The 17,009-nt window shown below is 57.3% G+C and carries 13 protein-coding genes; 6 read left to right on the top strand and 7 right to left on the bottom strand.

All coding sequences use genetic code 11. From position 1 onward, the window contains the following. Positions 1-57: 57 nt before the first annotated feature. Positions 58-3,372, top strand: a complete 3,315-nt coding sequence (gene carB / locus RBB76_RS23450) for a carbamoyl-phosphate synthase large subunit (protein ID WP_429630687.1) — start codon at positions 58-60, stop codon at positions 3,370-3,372. Positions 3,373-3,398: 26 nt separating this feature from the next. On the opposite strand, the gene RBB76_RS23445 is transcribed toward carB, so the two are convergent. Continuing rightward, on the bottom strand, positions 3,399-3,884 hold the full coding sequence (locus tag RBB76_RS23445; RefSeq protein ID WP_429630688.1) for a hypothetical protein: 486 nt from the start codon (positions 3,882-3,884) through the stop codon (positions 3,399-3,401). Positions 3,885-4,007: 123 nt separating this feature from the next. Here RBB76_RS23445 and RBB76_RS23440 point away from each other — a divergent pair, with 123 nt between their 5' ends. Next, a complete protein-coding gene (locus tag RBB76_RS23440) occupies positions 4,008-5,069 on the top strand; it encodes a dihydrodipicolinate synthase family protein (protein WP_429630689.1) in 1,062 nt (353 codons plus the stop codon). A gap of 3 nt (positions 5,070-5,072) precedes the next feature. Here RBB76_RS23440 and RBB76_RS23435 read toward each other — a convergent pair whose 3' ends face one another. The 6 genes from RBB76_RS23435 to RBB76_RS23410 all read right to left on the bottom strand — a co-directional run bounded on the left by RBB76_RS23435 (position 5,073) and on the right by RBB76_RS23410 (position 10,517). Then, positions 5,073-6,053 (bottom strand): tetratricopeptide repeat protein, encoded by a 981-nt coding sequence (locus tag RBB76_RS23435; RefSeq protein ID WP_429630690.1) that lies wholly within the window; start codon positions 6,051-6,053, stop codon positions 5,073-5,075. Positions 6,054-6,196: 143 nt separating this feature from the next. Then, positions 6,197-6,955: an OmpA family protein gene (locus RBB76_RS23430; RefSeq protein ID WP_429631156.1), complete on the bottom strand. Its 759-nt coding sequence runs from the start codon at positions 6,953-6,955 to the stop codon at positions 6,197-6,199. A gap of 84 nt (positions 6,956-7,039) precedes the next feature. After that, positions 7,040-8,410, bottom strand: coding sequence for a translocation protein TolB (locus tag RBB76_RS23425; RefSeq protein ID WP_429630692.1), 1,371 nt, complete (start codon positions 8,408-8,410; stop codon positions 7,040-7,042). 97 nt (positions 8,411-8,507) lie between these two features. Further along, positions 8,508-9,230, bottom strand: coding sequence for a TonB family protein (locus RBB76_RS23420; RefSeq protein WP_429630694.1), 723 nt, complete (start codon positions 9,228-9,230; stop codon positions 8,508-8,510). Between the two features lie 82 nt (positions 9,231-9,312). After that, a complete protein-coding gene (locus RBB76_RS23415; RefSeq protein ID WP_183977595.1) occupies positions 9,313-9,726 on the bottom strand; it encodes an ExbD/TolR family protein in 414 nt (137 codons plus the stop codon). A gap of 2 nt (positions 9,727-9,728) precedes the next feature. After that, positions 9,729-10,517 carry a MotA/TolQ/ExbB proton channel family protein gene (locus tag RBB76_RS23410; RefSeq protein ID WP_429630696.1) on the bottom strand — a complete coding sequence of 263 codons (789 nt, stop codon included), beginning with the start codon at positions 10,515-10,517 and terminating at the stop codon, positions 9,729-9,731. 167 nt (positions 10,518-10,684) lie between these two features. Between RBB76_RS23410 and recN the strand changes: the two genes are divergently transcribed. The 4 genes from recN (at position 10,685) to hpnH (ending at position 17,008) form a co-directional block, all read left to right on the top strand. Further along, entirely contained in the window at positions 10,685-12,379 is a 1,695-nt protein-coding gene (gene recN, locus RBB76_RS23405) for a DNA repair protein RecN (protein ID WP_429630698.1), read from the top strand. A gap of 386 nt (positions 12,380-12,765) precedes the next feature. After that, on the top strand, positions 12,766-13,779 hold the full coding sequence (locus RBB76_RS23400; RefSeq protein WP_353062342.1) for a 4-hydroxy-3-methylbut-2-enyl diphosphate reductase: 1,014 nt from the start codon (positions 12,766-12,768) through the stop codon (positions 13,777-13,779). A gap of 31 nt (positions 13,780-13,810) precedes the next feature. Next, positions 13,811-15,835 (top strand): squalene--hopene cyclase, encoded by a 2,025-nt coding sequence (gene shc / locus RBB76_RS23395; RefSeq protein ID WP_429630699.1) that lies wholly within the window; start codon positions 13,811-13,813, stop codon positions 15,833-15,835. Between the two features lie 36 nt (positions 15,836-15,871). Beyond that, a complete protein-coding gene (gene hpnH, locus RBB76_RS23390) occupies positions 15,872-17,008 on the top strand; it encodes an adenosyl-hopene transferase HpnH (RefSeq protein ID WP_429630700.1) in 1,137 nt (378 codons plus the stop codon). The last annotated feature ends 1 nt before the right edge of the window (position 17,009 follow it).

The following is a 17,009-nucleotide window of genomic DNA, read 5'->3' as shown; positions in this document are numbered from 1 at the left end:
CTTTGGTCGCGCATTTTTTCGGCACAAAGAGATTGAGTTAGAGGAAGAAGAGAAGCCATGCCGCGTAGGAATGACATTGCGAAGATTTTGGTGATCGGCTCGGGGCCGATTGTGATTGGGCAGTCTGCGGAGTTCGACTACTCCGGAACGCAGGCTTGTAAGGCGCTGAAGGCCGAAGGGTATGAGGTGGTGCTGGTGAACTCGAACCCGGCGTCGATCATGACCGATCCTGAGGTTGCGGATAGGACTTACATTGAGCCGTTGAATACCGCATATTTAGAGGAGATTCTTCGCATTGAGAAGGAGATGCTCGATCCGGATGGGTTGGGCGTGAACGGTAAGTTCGCGCTGCTACCTACGGTGGGTGGACAGACTGCGCTGAATCTTGCTGTGGATCTGGCGGATTCGGGTGTGCTGGATAAGCTGGGGATCGAATTGATTGGGGCAAAGCTGGAGGCGATCAAGAAGGCGGAGGATCGGCTGCTCTTCAAAGACGCGATGACGAAGATCGGGTTGGATATGCCGCGGTCTGCGCTGATCAATAATCTTCGCGATGGGTTGGAGTTTGCGGCGAAGATTGGATTTCCTGTTGTGATTCGACCGTCGTTTACGTTGGGTGGTTCGGGTGGTGGAATTGCTTACAACCGCGAGGAGTTGATGGAGATTCTTTCGCGTGGGCTCGATCTTTCTCCGGTGCATGAGTGTTTGCTGGAAGAGAGTGTGCTGGGTTGGAAGGAGTATGAGCTGGAGGTGGTGCGGGACCTGAAGGATAACGTCATTATCATCTGCTCGATTGAGAACTTTGACCCGATGGGTGTGCATACGGGCGACTCGATTACGGTGGCGCCGGCGCAGACGTTGACCGATCGTGAGTACCAGGCGATGAGGGATGCGGCGATTCGTGTGATCCGTGAGATTGGCGTGGAGACGGGCGGGAGCAATGTGCAGTTTGCGGTGAATCCGCTGAATGGACGCATGACCGTGATCGAGATGAATCCGCGGGTGTCGCGGTCGTCGGCACTGGCGAGTAAGGCTACGGGATTTCCGATTGCGAAGATCGCGGCGCGGTTGGCGGTGGGCTATACGCTGGACGAGATTCAGAATGACATCACGAAGGCTACGCCAGCTTGCTTTGAGCCGACGATTGATTATGTTGTTGTGAAGATTCCGAAGTGGCAGTTTGAGAAGTTCCCTGGTGCGGATGAGGTTTTGGGGCCGCAGATGAAGTCTGTCGGCGAGGTGATGGCGATCGGCAGGACCTTCAAGGAAGCGATGATGAAGGCGGTGCGGTCGCTGGAGACTGGCAAGAAGGCTACGGCCGATGACATTGAGCCGCGCCGGTTGACGCAGCGGCTGGTAACTCCTCATCCCGAACGGCTGAGCTATGTTCGGTATGCGTTTGAGCGAGGGATGACGGTGCGTGAGGTCGCGCGCATGACTTCCATGGATCCATGGTTCTTGTACCAGATCAAGCAGATTACGGACGAGATCAAGGCTGTTGGCGGCGTGCCGATGGCTGAGGTGACGGCGGAGCAACTGCGTGCGGCGAAGCGGATGGGGATCTCGGATGAGAGGCTTGCGGCGAGCTGGGGTTTGACGGGCGCGGAGGGTACGGTGGCTGTGCGGGCGTTGCGGAAGAAGCTGAACGTGATGCCGGTGTACAAGATGGTGGATACGTGCGCGGGCGAGTTTGAGAGCTATACGCCCTATCTGTATAGCTGCTATGACGAAGAGGATGAGGCACCGCCGACGAAGAAGAAAAAGATTCTGATTTTGGGGAGCGGGCCGAACCGGATCGGGCAGGGAATCGAGTTTGATTACTGCTGTTGCCATGCGGCGTTTGCGCTGCGTGAGGATGGGTACGAGACCATCATGGTGAACTGCAATCCTGAGACGGTGTCGACCGACTATGACACGAGCGACCGGCTGTACTTCGAACCGCTGACGCTGGAGGACGTGCTTGGGGTGTATGAGCATGAGGCTTCTTCAGGTGCCGAGATTGGGATGATTGTGCAGTTTGGTGGACAGACTCCGCTGAACTTGTCGCTGCCGCTGAAGAAGGCGGGCGTGCCGATTATTGGGACATCTCCGGAGTCGATCGATCTCGCGGAGGATCGCAAGCGGTTTGGAAAGTTAATTGAGGAGTTGAAGATTCCGCAGCCTGAGGGCGCGATGGCGACGAGCGTCGAAGAGGCTGTAGCTGGCGCGAATCGAGTGGGGTATCCGGTGTTGGTGCGGCCTTCGTATGTGCTGGGCGGACGCGCGATGGTCATTGCCTATGACGATGAGGCGATTGTGCGGTACATGTCGACTGCGATTGAGTATTCGCAGGAGCGGCCGGTGCTGATTGATCACTTTCTGGAAGACGCGGTTGAGTGTGATGTGGATGCGTTGTGCGATGGCGAGGATGTGGTGATCGCGGGGATCATGCAGCATATCGAAGAGGCGGGAATTCACTCGGGGGACTCGTCGTGCGTGCTACCGGCGGTTGATTTGAGTGAGGATGTATTGCGCACAATTCGGGAGTACACGCGCAAGCTGGCGATGGCGTTGAGCGTGCGGGGCCTGGTGAATATTCAGTTTGCAATTCAGCGGGGCACTGTGTATGTGATTGAAGTGAATCCTCGGGCTTCGCGAACGGTGCCTTATGTTTCGAAGGCGACGGGAATTCCTCTGGCGAAGGTTGCTTCGCGGATCATGGTGGGGCGGAAGCTGAAGGATTTGCTTCCGGAGCAGGTAGCGAGTGGGAAAGACCTGGAGACGGGATCTCACTATTTCGTGAAATCACCGGTGTTTCCGTGGGGTAAGTTTCCGGGAGTCGACACGGTGCTTGGACCGGAGATGAAGTCTACGGGTGAAGTGATGGGAGTCGCTGATAACTTTGGTGAAGCGTTTGCGAAGGCACAGATTGCGGCCGGGCAAGTGCTTCCGCTGCAGGGGACGGTGTTCCTGAGCGTGAACGATCATGACAAGGAAGGCGCGGTTTCGCTGGCGCGGGAGTTTGTGGAGATGGGATTCCACGTGGTGGCGACGCATGGGACAGCGATTGTGCTGGAGCAGGCGGGACTGCAGCCGGAGCGCGTCTATAAGGTGAAGGAAGGTCGGCCGAATGTGGTTGATCTGATCAAGGGCGACCGGATTCAGCTAATCGTAAATACGCCGCATGGGCAGGATACTTTCTTCGACGAGAAAGCAATCCGAAGGGCTGCGGTGATGGCGAGGATTCCGACGATTACGACGCTGGCGGCTGCGCGCGCGGCGGCTGATGGGATCTCCGCACTGCAGGAAGGTACTTTGAGTGTCGTTGCGCTGCAGACGCTTCACGCGAACAGAATTGCGGGTGAGGTCAAAACTGCTGTTGCGGCGAAGTAAACGTCGGTGGCTAGCCTAGACATATGCTAGTAGGGGTCGTGGGCTAGCCTTGCGCCGATGGCGTAGCCGATTGTGGAGAGGGGGAGCCAGGTGCCGATGAGGAGGCCGTCCCCGCCCATGAGACCGCTGCCGTGGCGGAAGGTGAAGAAGGTGCGCCAGAGTTTGTCGACCGCTCCGCAGTTTTCGCAGAGGCCCTTGCCGGTGGGCAGATCGAGTACCCAGACGCAGACGATGGAAAATATGACCAGGCCTGAGATCCAGGTGTAGGGTGCGATGTCATTTCGCTGTACACGAGCTATGATTGCGCCGCCCAGCATCGGGATGAGGGCAGCCAGAAATGTTGTGAGTGCCTTGGGCGTTGTTGAGTCGGGATCTGGATGATTGAGGGAGACGGCTACGATGACGCCCACGAGCAAAACAATGGCGATGAGGGTGTGGGTGAGAAACCAAAAGGCTTCGCGGCCCAGGTCACCGAGAGATTTGCCCTGCGAGATGTCTCGTCCGTTTGTCATGGATACCAAAAGCTAGATTACTTCAATGGATGTTGTGGTGAGACGGCCTGTTGTTACGTCTTTCGGGTGATGGGATCGATGGCTTGAGCGCATGGTTGAGCAATTCGCTTTTAGAATAGAGGGATGCTTCTCGATGGTCTTCAACTACCGCTGACTACACCGTTTTATCCGGACGGGCGCCTCAATCTTCATAAGCTGGAACACAATGTAGCTCGTTATTCGAAGACGCCGGTAGCTGGACTGGTTGCGCTGGGTGAGACGGGAGAGCCGACGCTGTTGTCGGAGGAAGAGACGCGGCATGTGTTGCGGAGCTGCGCTGGGGCGGCTGCGGCGGAGAAGGTGCTGATTGCCGGCGTGTCGCGCGATAGCGTGGTGGGGACGTTGGAGCTGGCGGAGTCGGCCGCTGAGTTTGGGTATGACGTGGTTCTGGTGAAGCGACCGTCGATGCTTCGGGACAAGGGTCCAGAGCAACGGAAGGAACTGCTTGCTTATTTTCAGGCGGTGGCTGATCGGTCAGCGCTGCCAGTGCTGTTGTATAGCTCGGCTGCGGAGGATGGCGCGTGGTTGCCCGCGGAGGTTGTGATTGAGCTTGCGGGGCATTCCAAGATTCTCGGGATGGTTGAGGATGCAGGGGACCGCGAACGGATAGAGACGATCAAAAGAGGTACTGCAAATTTTAAGCGCGATGTAACTGTTACGTCTGTATTCGCTGCCGTTACAGGCAGGATGGTGAATCGCAGTGAGGACGCAGAGGCAAAGGACCTGATCTTGGCGACTTCGTTGACGGATGGTGGATCTGCTGTGGCCACGCCATCGAAGACAATACCAAAGACGCGAACAAAGGTGGTGGGATTTCAGATATTGGCTGGGACGACGGATGGGATGTTGGAATCGTTGCGAGGCGGCGGAGTGGGGGCGATGCCTGCGTTTGCCGCGGCTGCTCCCCAGGCCTGCTATGAGGTGCTGGCGGCGTGGAAGGATGGAGACGAGGGGCTGGCGCAGGAGAAGCAAGAGCGGTTGCGGGATGTGGCAGCGAGGATTGAGCGACAGCTGGGGGTCGCGGGGATCAAATTCGGATGTGATTTGAATGGGTACTACGGAGGGATGCCGCGTCTGCCGTTGTTGCCGCTAAGTGGGGAGGAACGGGGTGAGATTGAGGCTTTGATGCAGGGGATGCGGAATTAAGGCTTAGTGTTTTGGGGTGACGGGGATTCCCATGCCGCTAAGTTTGCTGCGGGCCTGCATGGCTTCGGGCGAGTTGGGGAAGCGCTGGATGAGGGTGCGGAGTTCGCGGGTGCCGGCTTCGTTCTCTTTTAAGCTGAAGAGCGCCATGCCCTTGTGGAGATGGGAGACGGGGACCTTGTTGCTGTCCGGGTACTGTTCGAGTACCGCGTCGTAGGCCTTGATGGCTGCGGGGTATTTGCCATCCTTGAACTCGATCTCGGCCTGGTAGTAGAAGGAGTTTCCAGAGAGTGGGTTGTCGGGATAGTACTTTACGACGTCGCCGAACTCGGAGGATGCGAGGGGATATTTGGCGGCCATATAGTCGCCGAGTGCGGTCTTGTAGAGCTCATCGGCGGGTGGGACGGCGGGGCCGGGGGCTTCGGCTGCCTGTGGGATGCCGGCTGAGGGTTTGCCCTTTTTCCCCGTGGGAGCTGCGGTTGTTGGAGGCGCTGCTGTGGTCGGGGTGGGTGGGAGTGTCGCGGAGCTAGTCGGCTGCGGCATGCCGGCACTCATGGACTGTTGTTGACTTTGAACGTCCTGCATCAGCTTTTGGAGGGTTGCGATGCGGGCCTTGATCTCGTCGACGGAGTCGTTGAGAGACTGGATCTGGCCGGAGACCTGATCTACCTTTCCGCCTTGCGCTTCCTGCTGGGTCTGGAGTTGCTTGCGCATCGCGTCGACGTTTGCTCCCATCTTGTTGATGGAGTCGGCGCTCTGTTGAATGAGGTCTTTCATGGCGCCCATGCGCTCGTCGTTCGACTGTTGAAGGCGAGCTACGGCGTCCTGCAGGGCCTGGATTTGGGTCTGCAGCTGCACCATGTCTTTGCTGACGGCGAATGCGGATGGCGCCGAGGAGAAGGTGACAGCTACGAAGAGAGCGGCAGACGCGAGGTGGAGTCTCGACATAGCGAATTTACGGTGGAGAGTTTGCTCGGGTTTGATCATGGTAGAGCGCTCGGCTTTCTGTCTTCCGTCGACCCCCGCGCTGGGATTGCGCGAGGACTAAAGAGTTGGGGTCAGGTTAGCAGAAACCCCTGTCCTTGAATCAGGACAGGGGAAGGGTAGTCTCGGGTTATGTTTCGGTTGGGTTAGCGGTCGAGGGAGAACTGGGCGCGGCGGTTTTGCTGCCAGCAGCTTTCGTTGTCCTCCGTGCAGAACTGTTTCTCTTTGCCATAGCTGATGACGCGCAGGCGGCTGGCCTGAACGCCAGCTGAGACGAGTGCGGTACGAGCGGCATTGGCGCGGTTTTCGCCGAGGGCCAGGTTGTACTCGGCCGAACCACGATCGTCGCAGTAACCGCCGATGACGACTCGAATGGCAGGATGAGCGGTGAGATAGGCGGCAGCTTTGGATGCGGCGGCGGTGGCGTCGGGGCGCAGATCGTAGCTGTCGTAGTCGAAGAAGACGTCCTGAACGTTCTCATGGAAGGCGGCATCAGTACCCATGTCATTATCTGCGGGTGGCGGTGCTGTTGGGGCGACCGGGACGCGCACGGTTACCCGAACGTTGGCTTCGGTGCTGCCGCCGTCGCCTTTGGCAGTGAGGTGGAAGTTCGTGGAGGTAGATGGGGCAACGGTTTGGGTGCCATTGGTGCTGACGTCGCCGATACCATCGATGGTGACGGAGGTCGCGTTTTGCGTACGCCAGTTGAGGACGACAGACTGACCGAGATCGATGGCAAGCGGGTCAGCAGTGATTGTGGCGGTGGGTGCAGCGGCAGGCGGAGCGGGTGCAGGACCGAGAGCATTTGGGTCAATGCCACTGGCTTTCTTATGGCACCCAGTAACGGCGCCAATGGAAATGAGAGTTGCTGCGATTACCAAGGTCTTGCGAATTCCTAGGTGCATTACGTTCATTTTGATATCTCCTGCTAGCGGTAATGTTTCAAAGATCTAGTTGCCTGCGAAGTTTTTCCGCAGAGACGATAAACTTTACTTCCAACTCCAGTTGGGCATGTCTGCGCCAGCACCGGTGAGTTCGTGTTTCTGTGTGCCGTCGGCAAGCATGGTCATGATCTTCATGTGGGTGGCTTTGCCGTCGGGTGAGTTTGCATAGACGATGTGACGGCCGTCGGGTGACCATGAGGGGAAGTCGCAGCGGCCGCCATCGTGAGTGAGCTGGATCCAGCGTTTCGTGGCGATCTCCATGACGTAGATATCTTGTCCGCCGGGAGCCCCGGGGCCGTATTTGCGATCCCAGGCGAAGGTAAGGAACTGCCCGTTGGGTGACCAGGAGGGCGAGGTTGCGTAGCCACCGTCGGTCATACGCTGGACGTTGGAGCCGTCGATGTCCATGACGTAAAGCTGAGGAAGATTGGTGCGGCCGCTGATCCAGGCGATCTGCGATCCGGTGCGTGGATTGAAGACGGGGGAGACATCGGGACCGCGAAAGTTGGTGATGCGGCGAGGGGAGTTTCCGCTGGTGTCAGAGATCCAGATCTCGGGATCGCCGCTGCGTGAGGAGGAGTAAGCGATGTCCTTACCGTTAGGCGACCATGCGGGAGAGAGGTTGGTTCCACCCACAGAGGCGAAGTTGACCATGCGATTCAGGACGAGAGAAAACATCCGGATCTGAAAGCCGTCGTGGCCAAGCGATGAAAAGGCGAGGCGTGAGTTGTCCGGCGAGATGCGTGGGGAGATCGAGACGGTACCGAGATGAGTGATAGGGTGCTGGTTGGCGCCGTCGTAGTCCATCTGCCAGATCTCTTTGTTCGCGCCTGCGAGCTTGACGTAGTAGATCTTCGATTCGGCGATGCCCTGGCTGCCTCCGCTGAGGCGGAAGATGATCTCGTCGGCGAGCCGATGAGCGATCTGGCGCGCAGAATCGTCGCTTGCGTCCTCGTTGTACTGCTTGGCGAGTACTTGTGGATATTGGAGGTTTTTGGCGTCGAAGAGGAAGCCGTTGCAGATGATCTTGCTGCCCTGAACGCTGAAGTTGCCGAAGGCGACCATCGCGGCGGATGTTGGCGCGTCTGCCCACTGTTGGATCTTGATTTCGGCGGGCGCGCCTGGATCGGCTTGCGGCAGGAGACTTTTGGAGACGATGTCGAAGATGCCTGCGTTGCCGAGGTCTGCGAATAAGGTCGTGTCGAAGGTGTGTTTGAAGGCCGCGGTTTGGGGATCAACGGATGCGGGCTTGAAGTCGGCGACAGCGATGCGAATGTTAGAGACACCGCTGGACGTCTCGGTCTTGAAGCCTTCTTGCGCATGCAAAGCTGAGGCGCCTGCAATTAGGAGGAGAAGAGTTTCAAGACATCCAACGTAAGCGCGCCAAAGCAGGGTCGTTCGTTTCAGTCTATGCATTCTGTTCCATGTTAGACGCAAAGTCGTCTATCTGGGGTGTCTTGTCGCAGATGTAGAGGGGAATCAAAGAAAATACTCGGCGTAAACAAAGATATTTTCATTGCGGATGCAGGTGAAAGGTGTATTCGACGGTGATGTGATCGCCCTGCGGCAGCGGGCCGAAGCCGTCGACACGCTGGACGGCGCGCATGGCGGAGAGGTCGAGAGTAGGGGAGCCGCTGGAGGTTTCGACGCGCGCGTTTGAGGGAACACCTTCGCGGTTGATGTCGAAGATGATGGTGGTGCTCTTGCCGATGGAGGTGCGTGGATCGGCCTCTGCGGTGTACCAGTTTTGGGCGACTTTACTGTTGACGATGTTGACGTAGTAGGCGAAGCGCTGGCCGAATGTGCGGTCTTCTACCGAGACGCTGGCGGTGCCGTTTTTTACCTCCAGCGTTGATTGAGCGATGCGAACGCCTGCTGTCTCTCCTGTGACTGCCTTTGTTGGTGGGGGAGTGACGGGCTGGATGTGTTTGGGCGGCGCGGGTGTGGGCTTATCGGCTGTCTTGATTGGCTTGGTGATTTTTTCCGAGATCGCGACTTCGTTGGGCGCCGGTGGAGGCTCGGTTCTTTCTTTGGTGATGACGGGGGCGGGACTTGGAGCCTCGGAGGTGAGGACGCCTGTATCGAGCGTGCGCTGTGTGGGCGGAAGAGGCAGCGAGGAGACCATGGTGGCCTGGATGGCTCCGGCGTTGGAGGCGTTCTCGCCCCAGTTGTGGCCACTGGTGTGGAAGAGAAAGGCCCAGCCGAGGATGGCGGCAGCGATGAGACCGTGAAACACGATCGAGCCGACGAAGTTTGCGCCAAGCTTGTCGTCGGTGTCGCTGTGGCGGTCGAATGTGAGAGTCGTAGCTATGTCACCCTCACTTTTGGATCGGCTGGGTGACGATGCTGATGTTGGTAATGCCGGCTTGCTTCACGGCGTCCATGACGGAGGCGAAGGCGCCGAAGGGTACGCGCTCATCGGCTCGCAGGTAGATGATGCGCTTGGAGGGATCGGCTTTGCCGGTGGATCTTAGGAGGGTGGGGAGTTCGTTGACGTTGACAGGCTTGTCCTGCAGGAAGACGTTTTGCTCGCGGTCGATGGTGACGACCATGCGTTCCTCGGTCAGCTGATTCACGGAGCGTGTTTTGGGAATCGCGACTTCGACGCCGGACTGCAAGACGGGTGCGGTCAGCATGAAGATCAGCAGGAGCACGAGAACGACGTCGACCAGCGGAGTGATGTTGATCTCGGCGAGCGCGGTCTGGGTGTGCCCTTTTGTAGAGAAGGCCATCGTTAGAAGGTCCTCCTACGCACTTCTTCCGGTTGTTGCTGCTGTTGCGACGGGCTAGGCGGACTCACCATGGCGGCGTTTTCGATGGCGTTGAGAAGCTCGCGGCCGAAGTCGTCCATGCGGGCGGCGAATTCGCGCAGGCGTGCGGTGAGTTGGTTGTAGCCGACGACGGCCGGGATGGCGACGACGAGGCCAGCTGCGGTGGTGATAAGGGCCTCTGAGATGCCCGGGGCGACGGCACGAAGGGTTGCTGCGCCTGCAGTGCCGAGGCCGTGGAAGGCATCGATGATGCCCATGACGGTGCCGAAGAGGCCGATGAACGGAGCGATAGCGGCGATGGTGGCGAGCCATGTCATGCGGCTCTCCATGGAGGTGAGAGCTTCGCTGGAGGCGGTTTGGGCGGCGCGTTCAAGTGCAACGGGGTTGCGGGGAAGACCGCGTCCTCCGTTCTGACGCTGGTATTCATCGTGAATCTCGGTGAAGACGGCGACCAGCGGGCTGGGTTTGAACTGGTCTGCTACGGCCGCGATCTCGCTGAGACGAGTCGATTTGCGAAAGGCGCGGAGGAAGCGCTGGCTCTGCGTATGAGCTCTGCTGAAGCTAGACCATTTTGAGAACATGATGGTCCAGGACAGGATGCTGGCGAGAAGCAGAATGACCAGGACGGCGAAGGCGACTGGGCCGCTGTTGTGAATCATCTCCACGAGAGCGCTGCTGTTTGCGGCCACGGGGGGCGCGGCAGAGGGGTCTTCCTGGAGGAAGTACATTGCAAAAGCGAGGGTACAAACCATAGTTGTTGTCCACCAGAGGTTAGTGTAAATCGTGGTTGGGGGAAATGAGGCAGGGAATCGAGCTGGGGCATCCGTTGTGGTGCGGCGTTGTGGCCAATTTGGACGTGTAAGTGATGGTTCACGGAGAGGTTTGCTATTCTCGCGATACGTGGTTGCCTGAGGGCCTTATGCTGCTGGAATTGCGCGCGGAAAACTATGCTGTGATCGACCGTGCGGTTGCTACGTTCGGAACCGGCCTTAATTTGCTGACCGGTGAGACGGGCGCAGGGAAGTCGATTTTGATCGATGCTCTGGCGCTGCTGCTGGGTGGAAAGGCGTCGACGGACTTCGTTCGTCACGGAGAAGAGAAGGCGGTGGTTGGGTGCGTCTTCGAGCTAACGCCGGGTGCGGCAGGGATTCTTGAGGCGAATGGGATCGATTCCGAGTCGGATCATCTTTTGTTGCGGCGAGAGATATTGGCCAACGGCAAAGGACGGGTGTTTGTTAACAATCAGCCGGCAACGGTAGGGGTTTTGCGGCAGCTCGCACCAGAGCTTGCGCTGGTTCACTCGCAAGGGGAGACGATGGGCTCGTTCGACCAGGCACAGCAGCGGACTTTGCTGGATCGCTTTGGCGGAGTGAATGTCGACGGTGTGGCGGAGGCTTTTGCCGCCTGGCGAGCGACCACTGACAAATTAGACGAATTGCAGTCGGCCGAACAGGATCGTCTCAGGATGGCGGATCTTTGGCGATTTCAGAGTAGGGAGATCGATGCCGCTGGGCTGAGTGCAGAGGATGAAGATGCTCAGCTTGAGGCTGAGAAACGGGTGTTGGGGAATGCGGAGAAGCTGTACACCGCTGCGATGAGCGCGCATGAGCTGTTGTATGAGTCGGAGAACTCTGCGGAGAGTACGTTGGGCGCGGCGTTGAAGCATGTGGAGGAGTTAGCGCGGTACGACGCGCGGTTTCAGGAGCCTGCGCAACAATTAGCCGCGGCAAAGGCGATTGTTGAAGATGTCGATACTGAGGTGCGTGATTTTGCGGATAATGTTCACGCTGCGCCGGGGCGATTGGAAGAGATTGAAGATCGGCTGGCGGCGCTCGATCGGCTGAAGCGGAAGTACGGACAGACGTTGAAGGAGGTCATCGACTTTGGTGCGGAGGCGGCGCGACAGCTGGCTGAGGTTGAGAATCGCGATGCGCTGCTGATTGAATTGAAGGCTCAGCAAGAGCGGGATGCGAAGGCTTATGAAGCTGTTGCGACCAAGCTTAGTGCGAGTCGTGCGGAGGCGGCGAAGCGGTTGGAAAGACTGGCCGAGGCGCAGATCAATGACCTTGCGATGAGCACTCGGTTTCATGTTCGGGTGACGGCGGAAAAGGGCTCGGAGAGCTGGACAGGACATGGGTGGGATCAGGTGGAGTGTTTGATTGCGACCAATGCCGGAGAGCCTATGAAGCCGTTGCATGAGATCGCTTCGGGCGGGGAGATGTCGCGGGTGATGCTGGCGCTGAAGGTGACCGTAGAGGAAGCGGGGTCTGGTGGAGCGGGGCGCAAGAAGAAGACGGTGCTTCCGCGGACGCTGGTCTTTGACGAGATCGATATCGGTATAGGCGGACGGGCGGCCGAGGCGGTTGGGCGCAAGTTGAAGACGTTGTCCAAAGGACAGCAAGTGCTGTGCATCACGCATCTACCTCAGATTGCGGCGTTTGGAGATCAGCACTTCCTGATCGAAAAGACTGAGAGAAAGGGGCGTACACAGACCGAAGTGCGCAGGATGGAGGATTCGGAGAGGACGCAGGAGATTGCGCGGATGTTGAGTGGAGCGAAGTTGACGGAGACGAGCCTGAAACATGCGGAACATCTGCTGGAGAGCAGTCGATAGATCTCTTGCACACATCCTGAAGACGCAGATCGGCATCCGAAGAGGCTGAAGCAGAAGGTAACTTTGGGAGATGTGAACATGCCGAATACCAACAAGTGCGCTATGAAGGATTGTCTTTGTAATGTAGCCGACGGTCAGAAGTATTGTTCTGCCTACTGTGAGGCTGCGAAGGGTGAGACTAAGCTTCAATGTGACTGCGGACATCCGGCTTGCGCCGCTCAGAAACTTTAGTCTGCCCGGGGTCAGGGACGCGTTGTGGGATGCTTGAGGTTACAAAAAGACTCCACTATTTGTGCGGGATTTGTGGCTTTGATGCCCCAGAATGTTGCACCTAGGATGGTTCAATTCTGTTCCGATACAGGTTTGAACGCGGTATACTGGGAGACGTGACTACAACCACCCTTGACCACGCTGCTGTAGCCGGAAGCGGCACCGAAACGAAAACTAAACGAGTTCTCCTTCTCAAGCCACGCGGCTTCTGTGCTGGGGTTGTGCGTGCAATCGACATTGTTCAGATTGCGCTGGAGACTTTTGGCGCACCTATCTACGTTCGCAAAGAGATTGTTCATAACAGCTACGTTGTGACTGACCTTGCCAAGAAGGGCGCAATCTTTGTTAACGAGTTGGACGAGGTGCCGGAAGGTGCGCGAGTGATTTACTCGGCTCATGGGGTTTCACCAGCTGTCCGTGACCGGGCGAAGGAACGCGGCCTGAAAGTCGTCGATGCGACTTGCCCGTTGGTGACAAAGGTTCACGTAGAAGCTATCAAGTTTGCCAAACAGGGGTATTCGCTGGTGCTGATCGGTCATCGCGACCATGATGAGATTGAGGGCACTCAAGGTGAAGCGCCCGATGTGACGCAGGTAGTGTCGACAGTTCAGGAGGTTGCCGATCTGGTTGTGCCGGATCCGAATCGTGTGGCGTATCTGACGCAGACGACCTTGTCGCTTGATGAGGCCAGGGACATGATTCAGGCGCTCAAGAACAAGTTTCCGAATATCGTGGGACCTCACTCGCAAGATATTTGCTACGCGACGGAGAATCGCCAGGTTGCGGTGAAGAACGTAGCTCACGGAGCAGATCTGGTGCTCGTCGTCGGATCGACGAACAGCTCTAACTCCAATCGCCTAGTGGAAGTTTCAAAGAATCTGGACACGAATTCGTACCTCATCGATACGGCAGATGCTATTCGTCCGGAGTGGCTTAATGGTGTCGATACGGTCGCTGTAACGGCAGGTGCTTCTGCCCCTGAGGTTCTGGTGAAGGATGTGGTCGAGTATCTCCAGTCGATGGGCTATGGTTCGGTCGATGAAGTTGAAGTGATGCCAGAGAACGTGCGTTTTGGCCTGCCGCCAGAGATTGTTCAGGCGATTGCATCTGCTCCACCGGTAAATCGGTAACGAGAGTCGTAGAACAGAGAGTCTGTTTTTCATGGGAATAACTGCAAGAAATCCGAAGGGCATCGATCAGCCAGCACAGCCTCGCTTTGGCCGGATGGACGTTGGCCTGGAATATATTACGCAGGGCATCTCGCGAGCGAAGGATTGGTTGTTCGACCAGCAACACCCCGATGGGTACTGGTGCGGCGAGCTCGAAGCCGACAGCATGCTGGAGTCGGACTACATCTTCATGCATACGTTGCTGGGCACTGGCGAGCCGGGGCGGATGGAACGCGCAATCAACGAAATTCTGCGCCATCAGAACGAGGATGGAGGCTGGGGTCTGTTTCCTGGTGGTCCGTCCAATATTAGCTATGGGGTCAAGGCGTATCTTGCTCTGAAGTTGATGGGATGGTCGAAGGATCATCCAGTGTTGGTGAAAGCCCGTGAGTGGGTCCTGGCTCATGGTGGCGTTGTAGAGTGCAATACGTTTACGAAGATTTACCTGTGCGCGCTTGGCCAGTATGACTATGATGCGGTACCTGCGATTCCGCCGGAGATCGTTCTCTTTCCAAACTGGTGCTATTTCAATATCTACGAGATCTCTTCGTGGTCGCGCGGGATTCTTGTTCCGCTGTCGATCATCTATGCGAAGAAGCCGTTCAAGAAGCTCGCTCCGGAACAGGGAATTGAGGAGCTTTTTGTAGGCGGACGCAAGAATGCAAACATGCATTTGCGCTGGGATAAGAAGAAGCCGCTGGGTTGGCGGAACTTCTTCCTGGCTCTCGATCGGATGATGCATTTGGCGGAGCGCGTGCATATTCGGCCGTTGCGCAAGGTTGCTCTGAAACGCGCCGAGGCGTGGATGCTGGAGCGGTTCGAGAAGTCGGATGGCCTGGGTGCGATCTATCCGGCGATGTTGAATTCTATTGTCGCGTTGCGGTGCCTGGGTCGGTCGGTGGACGATCCTCAGTTGATCCGTGCGTTGGATGAGTTCGAAAAGCTCGGTATTGATTGTCCTGATGGCACACCAGACTATGCGACGCCGACTTTCCGCATGCAGCCTTGCTTCCCTCCAGTGTGGGATACGGCGCAGGCGATGTACGCACTTGGAGAAGCAGGCGTTCGCAAGGATGACCCTCGAATGCTGAAGGCTGCGGACTGGATTTTGTCCAAAGAAGTGCGCCAGAAGGGCGACTGGGCTGAGAAGGTTAAGAATGTTGAACCGGGCGGTTGGTACTTCGAGTTCAACAATGAGTTTTACCCAGATGTCGATGATACGGGGCAGGTTCTGCTTGCGCTTAATTGCGTGGATAATCCACGCGAGCGGTATCAATACGATGCATGTCAGCGCGCTCTGAATTGGATTTGGGCCATGCAGTGCAAGAGCGGTGGTTGGGCGAGCTTTGACCGCGACAACACGAAGATGATCTTCCAGTACATCCCGTTTGCCGACCATAACGCGATGCTCGATCCACCGACGGTCGACATTACGGGCCGCATGTTGGAGATGTTGGCCCTGTATGGCGTGACAAGAAGCGATCCGCGCGTTGAAAAAGCTATTCAGTTCATCCTGAAAGAGCAGGAGCCTGACGGCAGCTGGTTTGGACGCTGGGGCGTTAATTATCTGTACGGGACGTTCCTGGTTCTACGGGGTCTTGAGGCGATGGGCTTCTGGAACCACGAGCCGGCGGTCCAACAGGCAGCCGAGTGGATTCGGATGGTGCAGAACGCGGACGGCGGCTGGGGCGAGACCTGCGGCACCTACGACGATCCAAATCAGCGTGGCATCGGACCAAGTACGCCATCGCAGACGGCGTGGGCAGTGCTTGGATTGCTGGCAGCCGGGGATACGCGTTCGGACTCGGTGGCGAAGGGTATTCGCTGGCTGGTGGATCGTCAGCATGAGGATGGGAGCTGGGATGAACTTGTTCCTGGCCGCAATGGCGAGAGCTACTACACCGGCACAGGATTTCCGCGCGTGTTCTATCTCGGATACCACCTTTACAAACAGTACTTCCCGCTGTTGGCTTTGACGACTTACGAGCGTGCAATGAAGAGCGGAGCGTCGCACTAAACCGCACGTCAAGAATTTCTCTGGAGGAGACACCTAATGGCAGTGCCAGTCTCGCAAGCCTGGACGGTTGCAACTTATGTTTTGAAGCAGAAGCTGATGGGTCGGAAGAAGTATCCGCTTGTGCTGATGCTGGAGCCGTTGTTTCGCTGCAACCTGGCCTGCGCCGGTTGTGGGAAGATCCAGTATCCCGCGCATATCCTGAAGGCGGAGTTGTCGCCTGAGGAATGCTTCAAAGCGGTCGAGGAGTGTGGCACTCCGATGGTTGCGATTCCTGGTGGGGAGCCGCTGTTGCACCCGCAGATGCCGGAGATTGTTGCGGGTCTGGTCGCGCGCAAGAAGTACGTCTATATGTGCACCAATGCTCTGCTACTGAAAGAAAAGCTGCACCTGTTCAAGCCGAGCAAGTATCTTTCGTTTTCGGTTCACGTGGATGGGCAGAGGGAGCATCACGACTTTTCAGTCTGCCGCGAAGGTGGGTACGACATCGCGATGGAGGGAGTCCGGGTTGCGGTAGAAGCGGGCTTCCGCGTTACGACGAACACCACATTGTTTGATGGTGCCGATCCTAATAGCGTGCGTGCACACTTCGATGAGTTGATGGTGGCCGGTGTGGAGAGCATGATGGTTTCGCCCGGATACACCTATGACAAAGCTCCGGACCAGAAGCACTTTCTTGGGCGTGCGCGGTCGAAGAAGTTGTTTCGGTCGATCCTTTCGAATCGCAAGAAGACATGGCGCTTCAATGCATCGCCCATCTTTATGGAGTTTTTGATGGGCAAGAAGGACCTGACCTGCACACCTTGGGGGATGCCAACGTTCAGCATCTTCGGTTGGCAGAAGCCGTGCTACCTGTTGCAGGACGGATATGCGGACAGCTTCAAGGAGTTGATGGAGACAGTGCAGTGGTCGAACTATGGGACCGAGAGCGGGAATCCACAATGCGCGAACTGCATGGTGCACTCTGGCTATGAGGCCAGTGGTGTGAACTACACCTTCAGTTCACTGAAAGGCCTCTTGCAGACTGCGAAGGGGATCTTCTTCAGCAAGTACGAAGATGAAGGCGCTATGAAGCTGCTGAATGAGTGGAAGCCAGCGACCCATGGGCCATTGGTGCAGATTGGTTCGCCTGTGACTAAGAGCACGACTGAACTTCAAGAGGTCTCAGGAGACTAAC

Origin of the sequence: Tunturiibacter psychrotolerans, from assembly GCF_051013365.1 — a bacterium.
Taxonomy (GTDB): Bacteria; Acidobacteriota; Terriglobia; order Terriglobales; family Acidobacteriaceae; genus Edaphobacter; species Edaphobacter psychrotolerans_A.
This window is presented reverse-complemented; position numbering and strand designations above follow the sequence as displayed.